Genomic DNA, 20,518 nt, shown 5'->3' with positions numbered 1-20,518 from the left:
TACGAGCGCCAACGTGGCTGCGCCGCCGCTCGCTCAGCGGCAAATTTTGATTTATCTCAGCAGGCAAATAAAATGCCCCGAGGCACATTGAAATGCTTCGGGGCAAAACTTATATATGGGTATCCGTGTTTGGAAAGCTCTTCCCCGTTTTTGTACTATCATTCACCGCCTGTTTTTCATATAATGAAATGTACCGCAGATCCTGCTTAACTGTGCAGTACACAGCAGTCAGGGGTGATACTTTGATGAACTGTATAATAGATATGCCCTCTTACACCTATGCCATAAAGGGACAGCGGCTGCTGAGGGCAAGAGGTTTTCCGTGCACCGTAAAAAGGCGCGGAAAGGACAGCAGAAGCGGCTGCGGCTTTTCCGTAGTGCTGCACGGGAACTGCGAAAGCGCCGCAAAAGTGCTGGATATGTACGATATACCCTATTCCATAAGTAACGGCGGTGATGAAGGCGATGATAAACTTTGACAACGCCGCCACTACCTTTCCAAAGCCTGTTTCGGTCAGAAAGGCTGCTGCGGAAGCTATAAGCATATTCGGCGGCAACGCAGGCAGAGGCGGACACGAGCTGGCAATGCGTACCTCGGAAGCACTTTACTCCGCAAGGGAGACCGCCGCAGGATTTTTTGGTGCAGAGCCCGAAAACACAGTTTTCACCCTTAACTGCACCCATGCGCTGAATATGGCTATACAGGGCGTAATGGCTGAGGGAGGTCATCTTATAATAAGCAGCATGGAGCATAATTCCGCTGCACGTCCCGCTGTTTCGCTTGCCGTAAAAAAGCAGATAACCCTCTCCGTAGCGGAAGTCTTTCCCGACGCAGACCGTACTGCCGAAAGTTTCCGCCGCCTTATCCGCAGCGACACAAAAGCCATAGTCTGCACTCTTGCCAGCAATGTCACAGGGCAGCTCCTGCCTTACCGCAGGATAGCGGAGCTCTGCCGCGAACACGGGATATGCTTCATTGCTGACGGCTCACAGGTCTGCGGCATATATGATGTGAAGCTCTCCGACGGCATAAATATCCTCTGCACCTCGGGACATAAGGGGCTTTACGGCATCACAGGCACAGGGCTCCTCATAACAGACGGTCAATACCCGATAACGCCCATAATTCAGGGCGGCACGGGGAGCGGCTCGCTGAGCCTGTTTCAGCCGCATATTCTGCCCGACGCCCTTGAAAGCGGCACTCCCAACATCATCGGAGCTGTAACGGTAGGTGCAGGGATTAGGTTCATACGCTCATACGGCATGGAAAAGCTGCGCGCCCATGAGGAAAAGCTCTGCTCCATGTTTATCTCGGAGCTGCGAAATATTGACGGTATAACTATATACCGCGACAGCTCCGCGGAATACGCACCTATAGCATCATTCAACGCTGACGGCTTCAGCTCTGAAAAAACCGCCGCCGTCCTTGCGGAAAAGGGCTTTTGCCTGCGGGCAGGCTACCACTGCGCCGCACTTGCACACGCTACTCTCGGTACTAAGGGCGGCACTGTCCGGTTTGCCCCCTCCGTATTCAACACCGAGGCTGAGACCGAAAAACTTGTATGCTATGTTAAAATATTGAAAAATTTACTAAATTCTTAAAAAACTATTGAAATTATTTGAATTTGTGGTACAATAATAATATATGCTGTATTGCACAGTCCATTATGAGGGCGTTTGTCCTCATAATTACATAAAAAGATAAACGAAAATAAATATGTGTGATTTTTCCCCCGGGGGGTGTAGTTAATCTTGTTAATAAAATTGCAGGATCTGTTTACAGATCTCATGGGCATCATAAGTACCATTGATTACAGGGACGTTATCGACATAATCCTGCTTACATATGTAATATATCTGGTCCTCAAGCTCATACGCGAGACCCGTGCAGGACAGCTCGTAAAGGGCCTGCTTTTCCTCATGGCTGTTTATTACATAAGTGTGAGAGTCCCGCTGAAGGCAATAAGCTATCTTCTTGAAAAGGCTTTGCAGGTAGGAGTCCTTGCAATGATAATACTGTTCCAGCCCGAGCTGAGAAGAGCTCTTGAAAAGGCAGGCCGAAGCAAATTCGGCATACGCATTTTCGGTCTGGGACAGAACAGCAGCGAAATGAAGCTTATATGGGCAAACGCCATAGACGCAATATGCGATTCCTGCGTTGAGCTTTCCGCAAGCTGTACAGGCGCACTGATAGTCGTCGAACGTCAGGTGCGTCTCGGCGAACAGATAGAAACAGGTACTATCATCAAAGCCATACCCAGCAAGGAGATATTCGGCAATATATTCTACCCCAAGACTCCTCTCCATGACGGAGCTGTGATAATGAGGGACGGCACCATACTTGCCGCCGCCTGCTTCCTGCCCAAGCCGCAGAAGGACGCACTCATAAACAAGAAGCTGGGCTCACGCCACAGAGCAGCTATCGGTATGAGCGAGATCTCGGACGCGGTAGTTATAGTAGTTTCTGAGGAAACAGGACAGATCTCCGTTGCTCTCAACGGCAATCTCACAAGGGATTATACCCGTGAAAAGCTGAAAGCAACACTTGAAAAAGCCCTTTTCAACGACAAAAAGGAAATAGAAATAGGCAAAAAGAAGCTCTTTTCTTCATTATTTGAAAGGAGCAGAAAGAAATGAAGTTCAAAAAACTGAAAAATGCCAATAAGCGTGAGATACTCGAATCCAGAAACAACGCCATAATGATTGCCTTAGCGTTCATATGCGCTCTTCTGACATGGTACTTTGTAAAAGTAAAATTCTACGACCTCAATACAAAGGAATTTTATAATGTGGAGATATCCACCGATGCGGGCGATACCAATACTGGAGAGAACGACTTAAAGATCATAAACCAGCTCGGTACCGTAAAGGTAACATTGAACTGCAGCTCAAAAGACTCCACCCGCATAGGCAAAAACGATATAATCCCCTATGTCGACATTGAGAATTTAAAACACGCAGGCGAATACAACCTTGCCGTAAAGGTAAAATTTCTCAAGAATATCGAGATATCCGATTATAAAGTCTCGCCGCCCATTGTAAAGGTCGAGCTTGACAAGCTCACCGAAAAGGTCGTCAATCTTACAGCCGACGCTCCGAATATCAAGGCAGCCGACGGCAAGACCATAGGCGACAAGGTATGCACTCCCGCACAGCTCTCCATATCGGGACCTTCAAGGATAGTGGATACGATATCAAGGGTGGAAGCTGTTTCCGAAAGCAGCAAGATACTCGATTCTACGGAAATAATATATTCCGACGGTTTCAGCTGCTATACCGAGGATGATCTGCCCATAAACCTTCCGCAGAATTCAAATGTCACATTCTCCAGTAAAACAGTTGCCATAACCGTCTCTGTCCTCACACAGAAGACCGTCCCGATAGTGGCAAGCTTTGAGACGACCGATCCCAACTTCGACAAGTCAAGCCTTGATTACACGTTTACCCCGGGCGAGATAACCCTTGCTTCCGATACGGGTGAAACTATCAACGACACATTCGGAGTTAAGATATCCCTCAGAGATCTTGTTGACGAAAACGGCATAGTATATGAGAAGGATTATAACGTAAAGACCAATCTTATCAACAAGTCAGGATTTGACAAGGTACATTTCAAGCTTAACAATACCAATCTCGGAGTAAGGGAAATAACGCTTTCAAACAGCAATCTCCACCCGATGCAGGTACCTTCCGACGATTACGATTATACTATCAGCACCGAAAAGATCACGATAAAGCTGATAGGTCCAAGGACGCTGATAAACGACATAACTGCTTCCGACCTCAATGCGGACATAAACCTCAGCAATGTCGAATCTGAGACCCTCATGGTATTCCCCATAGACGTCGATCTGTCCTTCAAGGACGAGAAGTACAGCACTGTATGGGCAGTTACCGACCAGAAGGTGAATATCAAGAAAACTCCCAAGTCCGAGTCTGCAACTCAGACTCCAAACAGAAATGTTACAAGCTGACAGTGCAGATGTTGCCCCTGTCTTACGTACATTTGAAAATATTTCAAGAGCTGCCCTGTTACGGCAGCTCTTTTTTATTGAAATTACCGAAAAACAATGAAACAGCGATATTTTTTCAATTTTCATCTTTCATTTATTGATATGATGTGATATAATTTAACTATGTGATTTTTCTGTACATTATTTAACAGAAAAAGGAAAAACTTATTATAGTTTTTGCACAAATAAGGAGATATCCCAAAATAAAGGAGATCAAAATGAGAGCGAAAAAACTTATTGCGTCTGCACTGTCCTTCGCACTTTGCGCGGGCAGTATGACCGCTGCCTCAGCAGCTTCCGAATGTACGCCGAATGAATATATCTCAGCGTCAAAAGTCAGCAGCACCGCATCACCTGCATCGTCCGCAAATAATGATACCTCGGCTTCCGTGGTAACTATCATGCTCGGCGATATCAACGCCGACGGATATATTGACGCTGCCGACGCTTCCGCAGTACTTTCCGCATATGCGAAGATGTCCATAGGCACTTCAACAGGCTTCACACTGAAGCAGACCGTTGCTTCCGACGTTAATATGGACAGCATCATAGACGCCGTTGACGCTTCAAACATACTTTCGTACTATGCCTATGCATCAACATTCAGTGCAAAGCCGCTCTCTATCGAAGGCTACCTGAAAAACAAGCGTGATACCTCAGCAGCAGTTGTCACAACAACCGCCGCTCCTGCCGCAGCTGCAACGACCACTGCAGCATTAACGGCTGCTTCCACAACTTCGGCAGCTGCTTCTTCAACGACATCTGCCGCCACTGCTGCCACTACAGCAAAGCCGACGACTGCATCAACTACATCTGCCAAAACTGCAACAACTACCACTTCGTCAGCAACGACCTCAACAACAACAACTACTACTACTACTACTTCTGCTGCCACCACTACGACAGCAGCCACGACAACCACTACTGCATCAACTACCACCACCGCAAAGCCGACGACTACATCAACGACTTCTGCCGCAACTACGACAAGCACTTCCTCTGCGGCAACCACAACAACAACAACAACAACTACTACTACTACTACTACAGCTGCTGACCCAAAGAAGGTCGCCTCCATAAGCCTCAGCAAGACCGAGATAAACCTTAAGGTCAACGAGGGCGACATCTCAATGGTGACCATGCTCCCTGCGACTGCCGAGGACAAGTCCGAAATATGGACAAGCTCCGACACAAGCGTAGCCAACGTCAATTTTGAAGGCTGGATAACAGCCATATCCGAGGGAGTCTGCACGGTAACGGTACAGAGCGCAAGCAACCCCAAGGTAAAGGCTGATATAAAGGTAACAGTCACCGACCCGTGGAAGGTCCGCGGCATCAGTCTCAGCAAGAACGAAATAACTGTCCCTGTGGGCGCAAGTGATATATCAATGGTCACTATGACGCCGCTTAACGCTTACAATAAGGGCGAGCTGTGGGTTAGCTCAAACGAGAATGTTGCCACAGTAAGCGATGAAGGTCTGATAACGGGAGTATCAGGCGGAAAATGCACCGTGACCGTCATAAGCAAGTCAAATCCCGACGTAAAAGCTGATATAAAGGTCAAAGTCGTTGGTCCGAAACAGCCCGTGAGCATTGACCTCAGCGATTATGAACTTGATATCCTCACAGGCACCTTAGGTATATCCTATGTTACCACAAAGCCCGACACTGCCGATCCCATAACAGAAATATGGACATCCTCAGACCCCGAGATAGCCAATGTTGACCGCTTCGGCAATATTTACGGCGTTTCGGAGGGTACCTGCACAGTTACCGTAACCAGTGAGGAAGACCCCGATATCAGGGCTGAAGTAAAGGTCAACGTCCACAACCGCTCTTTAGTCACGACCACATCGGCTGCAAAAACTACAACGCCAACAACGACTGCATTGAAAACAACAACGACCACAACAGCTTCTACTGCCACAACCTCTGCTTCAGCCACTTCTCAGCCTGCCGTAACGACTCACCTTATACAGTCCCATAACGGAGCTACATACGTTGACGGTATACTCATAGTGAACAAGACCTACAGCATCGACAGGGATTACCCTGCCGACAAGCTCACCGAAAACACGGAGAAGTATTTCAGGCTGCTCACAGAGGACGCCGCAAAGCTCGGACTTAAGATAGTATGCTCATCAGGCTTCCGCTCATATGACTATCAGGAGCAGCTCTACAATAACTATGTGACAACAGACGGTATCCTCACAGCTGATACATATTCCGCAAGACCGGGACATTCCGAACATCAGACAGGTCTTGCCATAGATGTTAACTCAATAAGCGATGACTTCATAGGAACTGCCGAGTGCGAATGGCTTGCCAGAAACGCCCATAAATACGGTTTTATAATCCGTTACCCCAAGGGCAAGGAAGCTTACACAGGCTTCAGGTACGAGCCGTGGCATATACGCTTCCTCGGCGTCGAGACAGCCACAAAGGTATACGAAAGCGGTCTCTGCCTTGAGGAATACCTCGGGATCGACTCATACTACAGATGATAAAAAAGCTGCCGAATAAGCTTCGGCAGCTTTATCTATATCAAAGCAGCCGTCAGGAGCGCACCAACGTCGGGAAGCTATCCGTGGGAGCGCACTCCACCTCCTGACAGCGTGCTCATTTTTGCCGCTTACATTATATTATGCAGAAAACGAAAAAAGGTACAATGAAAATTCTTACAACACTGTTGTCACAATTGTCAGAATTATGTAACCACTATGATACCATCCGTAAGCAATTGATATCCAAACTGTATACAAACCGAAATCGCTCTGTTATTGCATATTCTGTCTCCACGGGGTATAATATAGACAGTAAGGGAAAAGAAATAAAAAGACAACCTTCATTGTTCCTCGTTTCAGCGTCGAAGACTACCTCCCGACGCAAATATCACTCCAAGGACGGTGTCGCACACCACCGTCCTCTGAACACACCTTTCGGAAAGAGAATCAGCCGCCGGCGCAATAGTGTCGGCGGCTCTCTTTGTCTGTAGGGGCGTGTAATTTTCGGGCGGATAATATCCGCACCTACAGATCATAATGAACAAGCCCCGAGGCAGTGCCTCGGGGCTGTGCTTATCAATCTGCGTTCATTTCCTGTCAGCCTCTCTCTTGAGCCTGAACTCAACGGAGCGCTTCAGATAGCCGAGATAGTCCTCGTCACGGCACATGGCCTTGCCGATATCGTCGGACAGCTTCGCAACGGGACGTCCGTTGACATACTGGAGCTTTATAACGATATTGAGAGCCTTTTCCTCGGTATCGTTTGAACAGAAGGTACCTATGCCGAAGGATACCTTAGACTTGTCACAGAAGTAGTCGTGGAGCTTCTGAGCCCTGTCAAAGTCAAGGCTGTCGCTGAAAAGCAGGAGCTTTGTCTTCGGATCAACTCCGTACTTTTTGTAGTGGGCTATTATCTTCTCTCCCCACTCGTAGGGATCTCCGCTGTCGTGACGTACTCCCGTATAGTTATTGACCATTGAGCGGTTGAAGTCAAGGAGGAAGAGGTCGGTCGTTACCGTATCCGTAAGAGCAGTACCGTTATCGCCGTCGTACTCATCATACCAGTCCTTCATAGCATAGTGGTTGGTATATGCAAGGGGTATGGAGTCGATACCCTGATACATCTGCACGAACTCGTGAGCGTAAGTGCCTATGGGAGTAACATTGTACTTCATGGCAAGATAAACATTTGAAGTACCAACGCAGTTTTGGGTCTCTGTAACGAGGCGTCTTACCACAACGTCCTCCCACTCCCGAGAAAGCCTCCTGCGACAGCCGAACTCGGCAAACTTGAATGTATAAGTACCGTCGTTCATAGCCTTTATCTTCTTATCGAGCCTTTCCTCGGCGGACTTTCTCAGCCTGTCATAATCGTACTTCATGCGGAAGTACACCTCGTTGACTATCTCAAGGAGGTATATCTCGAACTGCATAGCCGAGAACAGCGGACCGTTCACCTCTATGAAGAGCTCTCCGTTATCATTGAGCTTTACCGTAACATAGTCTCTGATAGGTCTCCACAGTCTCAAAAACTCCACATAGTCGTTCTTGATAAAGCGTATGGAGCGCAGATAGTCCAGCTCGTCCTTTTTGAAAGTCAGTGTGCAGAGGTGGTCTATCTGTTCATTTATCTCCTGTACCATTTCGGGAGTGAATACAATGTCCTTGTTGCGGCATTTGAAGAAATACTGTCCGCAGAGGTCGGTATGCTTATGAAAGATCACCTGATCCATATTGAATTTATAAAGATCGGTGTCGAGCAGAGAAACAACTATAGGTTCAAGTTTCATGGCAATATTCCTTTCTTGTCAGAGTATATCTATCTGGCAGCTTTTCATAGTTTCTACAGCAGCATCGTGCTTTTCGGGAGTAACACCCGCACAGCATTTTTCGTCCACAGCGATATCCGCCTCGGGGAAATTGGCTTTAAGGAGAAGTGCGTTGCTGATAACGCAGATATCCGTGCAGAGACCGATAAGCTCCACGCTGAATTCTTCCGTACCCGCAGTCTTCTTTATGAGGTCGGGAAGCTTCACAGAACCGAATGTATACTTTTCAACGGGAGTGAACTTCTTTTCTTTCAGTGCAGCCGCGATATCCTTGTTCAGCTGCCAGCCCTCACTGCCCTTTATGCAGTGTGGCACAGGGAGCTTCCTGCCCTCGGCGGTATCCATATAGTCATCGAAGTGAGTATCATATGTGACAAATATCTCACCGTCGAACTGAGCTATCTTTTTCACTGCCGCAGTGACTATCGCACAGGCCTCTTTTGTACCGAGAGCACCGTCAACGAAATCCTTCTGCATATCCACGACTACCAAAAACTTTTTCATAACCTCATATCCTCCTTTGGAAAAAATGTTACTTTTATTATAACTCAGTTTACACAGCGCCGTCAAGTATTATTTTTTCGCTTGAAAAGCTTATCGGATTTGTTTCTTCTATTATGATAATATCATATTAATATTAAGATGTCAAGTACTTTTTTCAAATTTTCCAAAAAATCTTTTTTCTTGCTCCGCCTTGTACAGCTCCTACAAATATCCGCCTGCATTTTTGTGCACAACATAGAATTCAAAAATTATTTTTTTCTTATTAAACGGTTTTCCGTTTAATTTCAGCCTTTTTCTGCCCTCTTACAGAAAGCACTTTACCAAAAAAGAAACGGCACGGTAAAAACCGTGCCGCCATAGTTATTCAGTTATGCTCTCAGCCCTTGGGATCAAGAGTAGCTATCTTCTTAAGGAGATAGAGTTGGATCTGAAGAGCGTCGTTTGTTGTGATGCCCTTTGTGCTTGTATCAACGTCGGCATTTGCCTTGCCCTGCTCGGTGATAGCCTTGGCATCTGAACCGCCTACGCCGTACTTGTTCGGATTTGCAAGGCTCTGCATGATAAGAACAGCGTCTGCCATATCTACCTGACCGTCGAGATTTGCGTCACCCCATACGGAAACATCGCTTGTCTCATCCTTAGGCTTCGTTGTTGATGTGGTATTCTGACTGCCATCATTTACAGTAACAGGGAACTCAAGTCTGGATATGTATATTTCCCTGAAATCGCGATCTCTTGAAGCACGACCCGAGAACCTTACAGTATATGAGCCCTGTGGCAGAGTATTGAACTTGCTGCCGCTTGTTTTTGTACCGTCTTCGCTGATAACATCTATCTGATCCAGACTTAATTCGATATCATCGAATTGCTGCGGCTGGCCGTACATAGTGCCTGCCCTGTTTCCATCAGCTTCAAACCAGCGGGTAGCACTGCGTGCTTTTATGGATACTCCCGAAAGATCGAGGTCCTCACCCACATTATAAACAGTTTTCGTAGGATAGGATACTACCTCAACTAACTCATATTCGGGTATCAGTGTTATTGTCACCAGCGGAGCTTCCGTGGTTGCGGAAGAGGTCGTTGTGGTCGGTGATGTTGTGGTAGTTGAAGAAGTTGTAGTAGTTGCTGATGATGTCGAAGTCGAAGAAGTTGTCGTGGTAGTGCTTGTTGTAGTGGTTGTGCTTGTAGTTGTGGTAGTGGCCGGCTTTGTAGTAGTAGTCTTGTCAACTACAACAGGCTGACCGCCGCCTGCCTTGCCGCCGTCGAGATTGCTCTTTGCGCCCGATGAATAGAACTCATTGAGTGAAAGACCGTTCTTTCCGAGGGCTGTCTGGTGGTCGAGACCGATATACTTTCCTGCGTCTGTCTGCCAGAGCGACTTTTCAAAGAGGCTGTACTTGGCAGTATCCCAGTTCATAAAGGTAGGATCGAGAAGTCCGCCTGTATCACCCGAGTTGGGGTTGATGCACCAGAATGTGTGGCTGATGTGATTATTTATCATATAATCGCGGAGGAGCTCCATCCACTTCTGGTTCTTTCCGCCGTCCATGTGACCGCCCCACTCGCCTATGAGGAGAGGAGCTATATCCTCGGCATTGATGTATGCCCATGTATCGTACCAGTAATCCTCAAGAAGAGTCTCAGTAGTGAAGTTCTTGTCGAACCATGTCTGTGCATATACTGACGGACCGTAATCATGAGGTGAATATACTATCTGACTTGTACCGCTTTCGGGAACTACGGGGTAGTCCTTTACACCGCGGAGGTTTCCGCCCCACCATGCACCGTGCCAAGGAGACTGGTCAGCGGGAGCGTCCCATATATCGGGAGTATCATATGTATTGCCCTCTTCCGTCTTTGGGTACTGCTCAACGCCCTCGATAAAGATAAGAGCGTGGGGATTTACCTTAAGTATGGAATCAGCGCATTTCTTTGCTGCATAAGCCCAGTTGTTCTCATCTTTCGAGCCGTCCCACTTGGCTATGTCGGAAGGACAGGTATTTCCTGTGTATCCGCGCTTTCCGTGAGGCTCGTTCTTGAGGTCGTAGCCGATAAGTGTATCGTCGTTTGCGTACTTCTCGGCTATCCATGTGAGCGACTCTATCCATACGTCTGTAGTAATGCCTGCTTTTCCGTACCACAGCTCATAGTTGTGGCCCGAATTGTTAGCATCGGGGCTGTGAACATCAATAAACGCCTTGATACCGTACTTCTTGCACTTCTGCATGATGATATCGAAGATCTCCATGGAGTTCTTGAGCGTCTTGCCGTCGGACTCAACGAAATCTCTGTTGATATCGCCGTACTTTCCCGCGGGAGTGATAGTGCCGTCCTCTCCCACTACGTCCTCAGGAGGATTGTAGCTTGCCTGTACGGAGCTTACAGGATCGGGGCTTCCCTTCATCCATGAAACGAGAAGCTCTGAGGATATGGGCAGACGGAGCGTATTGATGCCGTGATCTGCGATAGTCTGGAGCATATCGTCAACATCTCTTGCATAGAGACCGTGAGCACAGTTCTCTGAGCAGTTGAAGCCGAACCAGTTTGCACCTGTTATCCATACCTCGTTGCCGTTCATGTCGTAAAGACGGCTGCCCTTTGCATGGATCCAGTCGTCATTGCAGTCGTCGGCAGCAAACGCTTTGTTGATCGCGTCTGTATCCACCGGCGGAGTGTAGGCAGTACCTGTTACGGTAATAGCTGCCGCAGCAGCTATCGCTGCCATTGAGCGTAAAAGCTTTTTCATAATTTTTTCCCTCTCATTTTTTATTTTTGCCATGCAGCACCCTGAAGCTGCACGGTCAAATACTTATTCAACCGGAAGTGACTTGTACTTCCCGAGCAGGTAAAGCTGTATTGCCTGCGCGTCATTGTTTGAAAGGCCGTTTCCGCCTTCAACATCGGCATTCTTAATGCCTTCATCCGTGATGTGGCTCTTGTCCGTACCGTTAAGACCGTACTTATTCGGATTTGCAAGCGCCTGCATTATGAGAACAGCGTCTCCCATATCGATCGTGCCGTCGCAATTAGCGTCTCCGAAATTGCGTTTACTGACAGAGCTGACCGTTTCAGAGGTCAGCGTAGTGGCAGAGGAAGTGCTTGTCGTCGCAGTTGTTGTACTGCTGACCTTTGTGGTAGTCGAAGTCTTATCAGCGTCAACGGGCTTGCCGTCAGAGGTCTTGCCGCCGTCGAGATTGCTTCCCTCGGTCTTTGCATAGGACGAATAGAACTCATTCAGCGATATACCGTTCTTGCCGAGTGCTGTCTGATGGTCGAGACCGATATACTTTCCGCTCTTCTGAGTCTGCCACAGTGCCTTTTCAAGCAGTGCGTACTTGTCCTCTTCCCATACTATAGTGGTACCGTTGCTGGTATCAGAAACGTCATTGATAGAATATGAGAAGCTCTTCCACAGTCCGCCTGTATCTCCCGAATTGGTATTCAGGCACCAGAAGGTGTGGTTGATATGGTGATTTATCATATAATCGCGGAGAAGCGTCATCCACTTCTGATTCTTGCCGCCGTCCATATGACCGCCCCACTCACCGATAAGCTCGGGAGCTATATTCTCGGCATTGATGTACGCCCATGTGTCGTACCAGTAATCATCAAGGAGAGTTTTCTCCGTAAAGTCCTTTGCGAACCATGTCTGGTCGTATACCGACGGACCGTAGTCATGAGGCGAGTATACTATCTGCGAGGTACCCTGCTTTGGCTTGATGGGGTACTGTCTTGCGCCGCGGAAGTTTCCGCCCCACCATGCGCCGATATAAGGTGAATTTGTCTTTCTGTCGGGCATACCCCAGTAGTCGCCCTCCTGAGCGCCGCTCAATGACTGTTCAACGCCCTCAATAAGTATAAGGGCATGAGGATTTACGTCAAGTATAGCCTCAGCGCACTTTGTAGCCGCATAAGCCCAGTTGTTCTCATCTTTGGAGCCGTCCCACTTTGCAGCCTCATCTCCCTCGGGACCCTTTCCGTGAGGCTCGTTCTTGAGGTCGTAGGCGATGAGTGTATCGTCGTCCTTGTACTTATCAGCCAGCCATACCAGCGATTCTATCCACTTTTCCGTGGTTATGCCTGCCTTGCCGTACCAGAGATTGTAGTTATGTCCCGAATTATCGGTATGCGGGCTGTGTACGTCGATGAAAGCCTTGATGCCGTACTTCTTCAGCTTTCCGAGGATTATGTCGAATGATCTCTCCGTATCTATGAGAGTTTTTCCGTCAGCCTCGACGAATTCCTTGTTGATGCTTCCGTAGGTACCCGCTTTGATTATGCCGCCGTTTCCGTCGTCCATATCCTCGGGAGGATTATAGCTCGCCTGCATTCCGCCGCCGGAAAGCTGAGGCGGCTCACCGTTCATCCATGAAACGAGGAGCTCTGAGGAAATAGGAAATCTGATAACATTTATTCCTCTGTCTGCCACCTCTCTTACAAGGTCGTCGCAGTCTCCGCTCCAGAGGTAATGAGGTGCGCCCTCTATACAGTTGAGACCAAACCAGTTTGCTCCTGTGAGCCATACCTCATTGCCGTTCATGTCATAAAGTCTGCTTCCCTCTGCATGGAGCCAGTCGTCGTTGTTCGTATCGACAGCCGTCGCTGTCATGGGTTTCTGACCGAAACAGGGTGCTGCTCCCGTTACAGTCATTACCGCGGCGGATACAAAAGCCGCAGCAGTTCTTGCAATTTTTTTCATTTTTAATTTCCCCTCTCATAGTGCACATATCAAGCACACTTATAGTTGAGTATATTGTAACATTTCAACGATGAAATGTCAATAGCTTTTGCGCGTTTCACAAGTATTTATGCACAAAAGTTTACATCTCTGCACCATTGTTAAGCACCGCCCTGAAGCTCCTTTATCTTGTCGCGGAGATAGGCGGCGTGTTCAAATTCAAGAAGCTTTGCCGCATTCTTCATTTCCACGGTGAGCTTGTCTATCAGGCGCTGCTTTTCCGCAGCGGAGAGCTTCTTCTTTTTCGTCTTTTCCTCTATCTTCGGCTTTGAGGTTATTTCGAGAACATCGCGGATATCCTTGATTATAGTCTTGGGAACTATCCCGTGCTCCTCGTTGAAGGCTATCTGCAATGAGCGGCGTCGTTCGGTCTCGGTTATGGCTCTTTCCATTGAACCCGTCACGCTGTCGGCGTACATTATTACCTGTCCCTCCGCATTTCTTGCAGCTCGTCCGATAGTCTGTATCAGGGAGGTCTCGCTTCTCAGGAAGCCCTCCTTGTCGGCGTCCAGTATGGCGATAAGGCTCACCTCGGGGATATCAAGTCCCTCACGGAGAAGATTGATACCCACAAGCACATCGAATACTCCCTCGCGGAGATCCTTGATTATCTCCATACGCTCGATTGTATCTATGTCATGGTGGAGATAGCGTACCTTTACACCCAGCTTTTCATAATATGAAGTAAGGTCCTCAGCCATTTTCTTGGTGAGAGTAGTTACAAGCACGCGCTCATGACGCGCAACTCGCTCGTTTATCTCGGAAAGCAGGTCGTCAACCTGTCCCTGTGTGGGCTTCACGATTATCTCGGGGTCAACAAGTCCCGTGGGGCGTATCACCTGCTCTACTATGGTATCGGTCTTTTCGCGCTCTATCTGACCGGGAGTGGCGCTTACGTATATGGCCTGCCGGATATGGGCATTGAACTCGTCGAAGTTCAGCGGACGGTTGTCCATAGCGCTCGGCAGTCGGAAGCCGTATTCCACAAGGGTGGTCTTTCTTGCGCGGTCGCCTGCATACATAGCCCTTACCTGCGGCAGTGTGACATGGCTCTCGTCCACTATGAGGAGAAAATCCTCGGGGAAATGATCCATGAGCGTGAGCGGAGTGCTTCCCGCGGGACGTCCCGCAAGTACACGGGAATAATTCTCAACGCCGCTGCAATAACCCACTTCCCTGAGCATTTCCATGTCGTAATGTGTTCTCTGCTCGATGCGCTGAGCTTCAATGAGCTTGTTGTTCTGCTGAAAGTAGTCTATGCGTTCCGCAAGCTCCCTGTCTATCTCGTTTATCGCAGCTTCGAGCTTATCGTCGCCGACTACATAATGAGAAGCAGGGAATATCGCAGCATGGGAGACTACCGCCTTTACCTCTCCCGTTACCACGTTTATCTCGGAGATGCGGTCTATCTCGTCACCGAAATACTCCACCCTAACAGCCGTATCCGAGGACATTGCAGGGAATATCTCCACAACATCGCCGCGGACTCTGAACCTGTTACGCTCAAAGGCGATATCGTTGCGCTCGTAGCGTATCTTTACGAGCTCTGCAATAAGCTGGTCTCTCGGCTTTTCAGTGCCCTGACGTATGGAAACGCACATGGAGCGGTACTCCTCCGGGCTTCCGAGGGAGTAAATACACGAAACGCTGGCAACAATGATAACATCACGGCGCTCTGCAAGAGCTGTAGTAGCGGAATGGCGGAGCTTGTCTATCTCGTCGTTTATGGAGGAGTCCTTTTCGATGTAGCTGTCAGTGCTGGGAACATAAGCCTCGGGCTGATAGTAGTCATAATAGGATACGAAGTATTCCACCGCATTTTCGGGGAAGAATTCGCGGAATTCCGAGCAGAGCTGTGCCGCAAGTATCTTATTGTGAGCAAGTACCAGTGTGGGCTTATTCACACGGGCGATGACGTTCGCCATAGTGAAGGTCTTGCCCGAACCTGTAACACCGAGGAGTATCTGCTCCTTTTTGCCCGAGTTTATGCCGTTTACGAGTTTGTCGATAGCCTGCGGCTGGTCGCCGGCAGGAGCGTAGTTTGAACATAGCTTGAAGTGATCCATTTTCTAACCTTTCTGAAAAGAGTGGGTAAACGTATGAAAGGGATTCCAAAGGGTTCACAACCCTTTGGCAGAGTCCAGAGGCAGCGCCTCTGGCAGGGTTCAAGGGGCAGCGCCCCTTAATTACGTCAGGCGCACCGCAAGGGTGAATTTCAAAAACAGTCCGGCGGACTGTTTTTGAAAGAGGGACGCCCTGCAAGTGAGGGCGTCCCTTGATAGTATCGAATAATTTCTTGTGCATGGGTTTATCCCATCGCCCGTCAGAAAAAGATATTTTCCAGTTTGCCGCTTAGCCTGAAATAGACATATATCGCACAGCCCATTATAACGCTTAACGGCACTCCGTATGCGACACGTATCCTGTAAGACTTTTCAAGTGTTCCCTCTTTTCGTCTAACAACGAAACGCTTTTCTGCAAGTCGTTCCTTTTCTCGGTCACGTATCCACATTCTGACAAGAATATAGCAAAGAATTGCCGCTATCAGTGCCACGATTATTACATCAATCAAAGTATTTCCTTTCAATGCGGAACAGTAACGGGCGGCGGAACCCCGCCCCTACAGGTTTATATCTTTGTAATATCAACTAATTCAACATCGTTGATAGTTCTGCCCGATTCAAGCACCTTTACCAGCGACTTCGCCGTATCTACGGCTGTAAGACTGCATATTGAGCGCTCGATGGACTTTCTTCTCATCTTAACGCTGTCGCGCTCGGGAAGTCTGCCCTTTGCGGAGGTGGAGATAACATAGTGTATCTTGCCGCTGTCAAGGAGAGTCTCAACATTCGGCTCGCCGTCGGATATCTTGCGGACAAGATTTGCCGCTATCATGTTCCTGTGGAGAACGCTCTGAGTGCCCGATGTGGCGTAGAGCTCAAAGCCCATCTGCTCGAACTTGTCCGCAATGGGAAGTATCTCCCTCTTGTCGCTGTCACGCACCGAGATAAGAACTCCGCCCTCGCGCTTGAGGTCGAAGCCTGCGGCGATAAGTCCCTTTAAGAGCGCGTCCTCAAGGTTTCTGCCGATGCCGAGACACTCGCCTGTGGACTTCATCTCGGGTCCCAGCATAGTATCAACGTCTGTGAGCTTCTCAAAGGAGAATACGGGAACTTTTACCGCTACGTAGTCGCCTGCTGGATAGAGTCCGCTCTCATAGCCCATATCCTTTAATTTAGCGCCGAACATTATCTTTGTGGCGATATCGACCATAGGTATTCCCGTTACCTTGCTGATGTAGGGAACGGTTCTCGATGAACGGGGATTTACCTCGATAACGAATACCTCGTGATTGTATACGACGTACTGTATGTTCACAAGTCCGATAACATTAAGCTCCTTTGCGAGAAGCCTTGTGTACTCAACGATTATGCGCTTGATACGGTCTGAAAGATGCTGTGCGGGGTATATAGAGATTGAGTCGCCCGAGTGAACGCCTGCTCGCTCGATATGCTCCATGATACCGGGGATAAGGTAGTCCTCGCCGTCGCAGATGGCGTCGACCTCGACTTCAGTACCCATCATGTACTTGTCGATAAGTACGGGGTTCTCTATATTATGGCTCATGATGATGCCCATATACTCCTTTACGTCTGCGTCGGAGTGGGCGATTATCATGTTCTGTCCGCCGAGAACATAGGAAGGACGGAGAAGTACGGGATAGCCGAGGTCATTGGCTGCCGCAAGAGCTTCCTCCGTGTTCATTACGGTATGTCCCGCAGGTCTCGGTATACCGCACTTTTCAAGGACTTCATCGAAGCGCTCCCTGTCCTCTGCCGCGTCTATCATATCAGCGGAGGTTCCGAGTATGCGAACTCCCATATCCGAGAGATAGCGTGTGAGCTTGATAGCAGTCTGTCCGCCGAACTGTACAACTACGCCGTAGGGCTGCTCGGTCTCGATAATGGACTGAACGTCCTCCTTTGTAAGCGGATCGAAGTAAAGACGGTCGCCTGTATCGAAGTCGGTGGAAACAGTCTCGGGGTTGTTGTTGCATATTACAGCCTCGTAACCAAGCTCTTTAAGAGTCCATACACAGTGTACGGAGCAGTAGTCGAACTCTATGCCCTGTCCGATTCGGATAGGACCGCTTCCGAATACGATGACCTTTTTCTTGCCCTTGTCCGTGCGCTCAATGAACTGCTTTGCCTCGTTCTCCTCATCGAAGGTGGAGTAGAAGTAAGGGGTCTCTGCCTTGAACTCGCCTGCACAGGTATCGACCATTTTGTATACGGCGCTCTTGTGCTTGGGGCACTTCTGTCCCGATATGCGCTCGATAGTGCTGTCAAGGTAGCCGTACTGCTTTGCGATATCGTACTTTTCTTCTGTGAGCTCACCCTCTGCCAGCCATTTCTCCAGCTCAACAAGGTTCAGGAGCTTATAGAGGAACCAGTTGTCTATCATGGTTATCTCGTGTATCTCCTCAGGAGTAATACCGCGCTTGAGCGCCTCAAATACGCAGAACGAACGCTCGTCGTCGATAACATGGAGCTTCTCGCGTATCTCCTCAGTTGAGAGCTTTGCCAGCTTTTTCAGGTTCATGGTGTCCATCCCCAGCTCTATGGAGCGGACAGCCTTCATCATAGCCTGCTCAAAGCTGGTACCGATAGCCATTACCTCTCCCGTTGCCTTCATCTGAGTGCCGAGGGTACGCTTTGCGTATACGAATTTATCGAAAGCCCATTTCGGGAACTTGATAACAACATAGTCCAGTGCAGGCTCGAAGCAGGCATAGGTCTTGCCTGTTACCTGATTGATTATCTCGTCAAGAGTATAGCCGATAGCAATTTTTGCAGCTGTCTTTGCTATTGGGTAGCCCGTTGCCTTTGAAGCCAACGCAGAGGAACGGGAAACTCTCGGATTTACCTCGATAACAGCATACCTGAAGCTTGTGGGGTGAAGTGCGAACTGACAGTTGCAGCCGCCCTCGACTTTGAGCTCCTTGATAATGTTTATAGCTGCTGTACGGAGCATCTGATACTCCCTGTCGCTGAGAGTTACGGCAGGTGCGATAACGATGCTGTCGCCTGTGTGAACGCCTACGGGGTCGAAGTTCTCCATCGAGCATACGGTGATGACATTGCCCTTTGCGTCACGGATAACTTCAAACTCTATCTCCTTCCAGCCGCTTATGCACTTCTCGACAAGTATCTGTGTGATAGGCGAAAGACGGAGACCATTGGTTGCGATGTCGCGGAGCTCCTCCTCGTTCTGTGCAATTCCGCCGCCTGTACCGCCGAGAGTGAATGCGGGGCGGACGATAACGGGATAATGTATCACCTGTGCGAAGTCCACTGCGTCCTCAACGGTCTCTACGACCTTTGATGGGATAACAGGCTCGCCGATCTTCTCCATGGTGTCCTTGAAAGCCTGTCTGTCCTCTGCCTTGTGGATAGTCTCGGGGTCTGCGCCGAGGAGCTTCACGTTATGGCTCTCGAGGAAGCCCTCCTCCGCAAGCTGCATGGACAGTGTAAGACCTGTCTGACCGCCGAGAGTTGACAGCAGACTGTCGGGCTTTTCCATTTCTATTATTCTCTTTACAACATCAAGTGTAAGGGGCTCTATGTATACCTTGTCAGCCATTGCCTTGTCGGTCATTATGGTGGCAGGGTTCGAGTTCACGAGGACTACTTCAAGTCCTTCCTGTTTCAGTGCGCGGCAGGCCTGTGTGCCTGCGTAGTCGAATTCGGCAGCCTGTCCGATCACGATAGGACCGGAGCCGATAACAAGTACTTTCTTTATATCACTTCTGAGTGGCATTTCTATTACCTCCGATTTTTAATTCATAATTCGTAATGCATTATGCATTCTGCATTGTATTAACGAAATCGTCAAACAGATACGATGTATCCAGCGGACCGCCGTGTGCTTCGGGGTGGAACTGGACCGTTCTTGCGTTGACTGAGGTATAGTGTATGCCCTCACAGGTCTTGTCGTTTGCGTTGATATGTGAGACCTTTCCCACGGAAGGGTCGATGCTGTCCCCTACTACCGCATAGCCGTGGTTCTGGCTGGTAACGTAGGTAAGACCGCTCTCAAGGTCGATAACCGGCTGATTGGCACCTCTGTGGCCGTATTTCAGCTTCTCCGTCCTGCCGCCGTTAGCAAGTGCCATGAGCTGATGTCCGAGACATATGCCGAATATGGGTATGCCCAGCTTCTGTATCTCCCTGATATTCTCTATTATCTCAACATTTTCGGCAGGGTCTCCGGGGCCGTTGGAGAACATGATGCCGTCGGGAGCAAGCTCCTTTATTTCAGCTGCCGTGGTATACGCAGGTACTACGACCACCTCGCAGCCGCGCTTCAGAAGCTCTTGTCTGATATTTCGCTTGTAGCCGAAATCGAACAGGGCAACTCTGAGCTTTTTCTCCTCGGGCTCATAGGTGAGAGTTTCATTGTTAGTAACGCTCCTTACAGCGTCCTTTACCGTGAAAGCCCTTATCTTTTCAAGGAGCTCGTCCTTTTTCGCGTATACGTCGTCGGTGGTGATAACGCCGTTCATTACGCCGACTTCGCGGATAGTACGTGTAAGGCGGCGGGTGTCGATATTATTTATGCCGACGATGTTGTGCTCCTTCAGGAAGTCGTTTATATTGCCCTCGCTGCGGAAGTTTGAGGGCGAATTGCACCACTCCCTTACGATATAGCCCGTTACGTAGGACTTTGCGGACTCGTTGTCCTCAGAGTTCACGCCGTAGTTTCCGATAAGCGGAAAGGTCTGTGTGACTATCTGTCCGTAGTAGCTGGGGTCTGTGAGAGTTTCCTGATAGCCCGTGACTCCCGTTGTGAATACGACTTCACCTATGACGGTGCCCTTTGCACCGAAGCTCCTGCCCTCGAACACCTGTCCGTCGGCAAGCATAAGGT

Annotated in this window: 12 protein-coding genes and 1 pseudogene; 5 read left to right on the top strand and 8 right to left on the bottom strand. The window is 48.9% G+C overall.

Features of this window, described 5'->3' with window-relative positions; translation table 11 throughout:
- Positions 1 to 245: 245 nt before the first annotated feature.
- From Q0R37_RS09715 to Q0R37_RS09695, 5 genes are all read left to right on the top strand, one after another.
- Positions 246 to 479, top strand: coding sequence for a putative Se/S carrier-like protein (locus Q0R37_RS09715; RefSeq protein WP_294753847.1), 234 nt, complete (start codon positions 246 to 248; stop codon positions 477 to 479).
- A complete protein-coding gene (locus Q0R37_RS09710; protein WP_294753845.1) occupies positions 466 to 1,602 on the top strand; it encodes an aminotransferase class V-fold PLP-dependent enzyme in 1,137 nt (378 codons plus the stop codon). Before Q0R37_RS09715 ends, Q0R37_RS09710 begins: the two co-directional genes overlap by 14 nt.
- 150 nt (positions 1,603 to 1,752) lie before the next feature.
- Positions 1,753 to 2,637: a diadenylate cyclase CdaA gene (gene cdaA, locus Q0R37_RS09705; protein ID WP_294753843.1), complete on the top strand. Its 885-nt coding sequence runs from the start codon at positions 1,753 to 1,755 to the stop codon at positions 2,635 to 2,637.
- Entirely contained in the window at positions 2,634 to 3,974 is a 1,341-nt protein-coding gene (locus Q0R37_RS09700; protein WP_294753841.1) for a CdaR family protein, read from the top strand. The genes cdaA and Q0R37_RS09700 overlap by 4 nt, the downstream gene beginning before the upstream one ends.
- Positions 3,975 to 4,231: 257 nt before the next feature.
- Positions 4,232 to 6,517, top strand: coding sequence for a D-alanyl-D-alanine carboxypeptidase family protein (locus tag Q0R37_RS09695; protein WP_294753839.1), 2,286 nt, complete (start codon positions 4,232 to 4,234; stop codon positions 6,515 to 6,517).
- 587 nt (positions 6,518 to 7,104) lie between these two features.
- Here the strand turns inward: Q0R37_RS09695 and pncB are convergent.
- The 8 genes and pseudogenes from pncB to Q0R37_RS09655 form a co-directional block, all read right to left on the bottom strand.
- A complete protein-coding gene (pncB, locus tag Q0R37_RS09690; protein ID WP_294753838.1) occupies positions 7,105 to 8,307 on the bottom strand; it encodes a nicotinate phosphoribosyltransferase in 1,203 nt (400 codons plus the stop codon).
- An 18-nt stretch (positions 8,308 to 8,325) separates the two neighbouring features.
- Positions 8,326 to 8,850, bottom strand: coding sequence for an isochorismatase family cysteine hydrolase (locus Q0R37_RS09685; protein WP_294753837.1), 525 nt, complete (start codon positions 8,848 to 8,850; stop codon positions 8,326 to 8,328).
- Between the two features lie 1,288 nt (positions 8,851 to 10,138).
- Positions 10,139 to 11,596: pseudogene (locus Q0R37_RS15665) on the bottom strand (glycoside hydrolase family 5 protein); the annotation flags it as partial.
- 63 nt (positions 11,597 to 11,659) lie between these two features.
- Entirely contained in the window at positions 11,660 to 13,501 is a 1,842-nt protein-coding gene (locus Q0R37_RS09675; protein WP_294753851.1) for a cellulase family glycosylhydrolase, read from the bottom strand.
- A gap of 188 nt (positions 13,502 to 13,689) precedes the next feature.
- Positions 13,690 to 15,654, bottom strand: coding sequence for an excinuclease ABC subunit UvrB (gene uvrB / locus Q0R37_RS09670; protein ID WP_294753833.1), 1,965 nt, complete (start codon positions 15,652 to 15,654; stop codon positions 13,690 to 13,692).
- A gap of 257 nt (positions 15,655 to 15,911) precedes the next feature.
- Entirely contained in the window at positions 15,912 to 16,160 is a 249-nt protein-coding gene (locus Q0R37_RS09665; protein WP_294753831.1) for a hypothetical protein, read from the bottom strand.
- A 56-nt stretch (positions 16,161 to 16,216) separates the two neighbouring features.
- Positions 16,217 to 19,408: a carbamoyl-phosphate synthase large subunit gene (gene carB / locus Q0R37_RS09660; RefSeq protein WP_294753828.1), complete on the bottom strand. Its 3,192-nt coding sequence runs from the start codon at positions 19,406 to 19,408 to the stop codon at positions 16,217 to 16,219.
- Positions 19,409 to 19,448: 40 nt separating this feature from the next.
- The coding region (locus Q0R37_RS09655) for a carbamoyl phosphate synthase small subunit (protein ID WP_294753827.1) at positions 19,449 to 20,518 on the bottom strand (1,070 nt) is incomplete at its 5' end.

The organism is uncultured Ruminococcus sp., assembly GCF_946415235.1.
GTDB lineage: Bacteria > Bacillota > Clostridia > Oscillospirales > Ruminococcaceae > Ruminococcus.
Note: the sequence above shows the minus strand (reverse complement) of the source record. Positions and strands in the feature narration are given on the sequence as shown.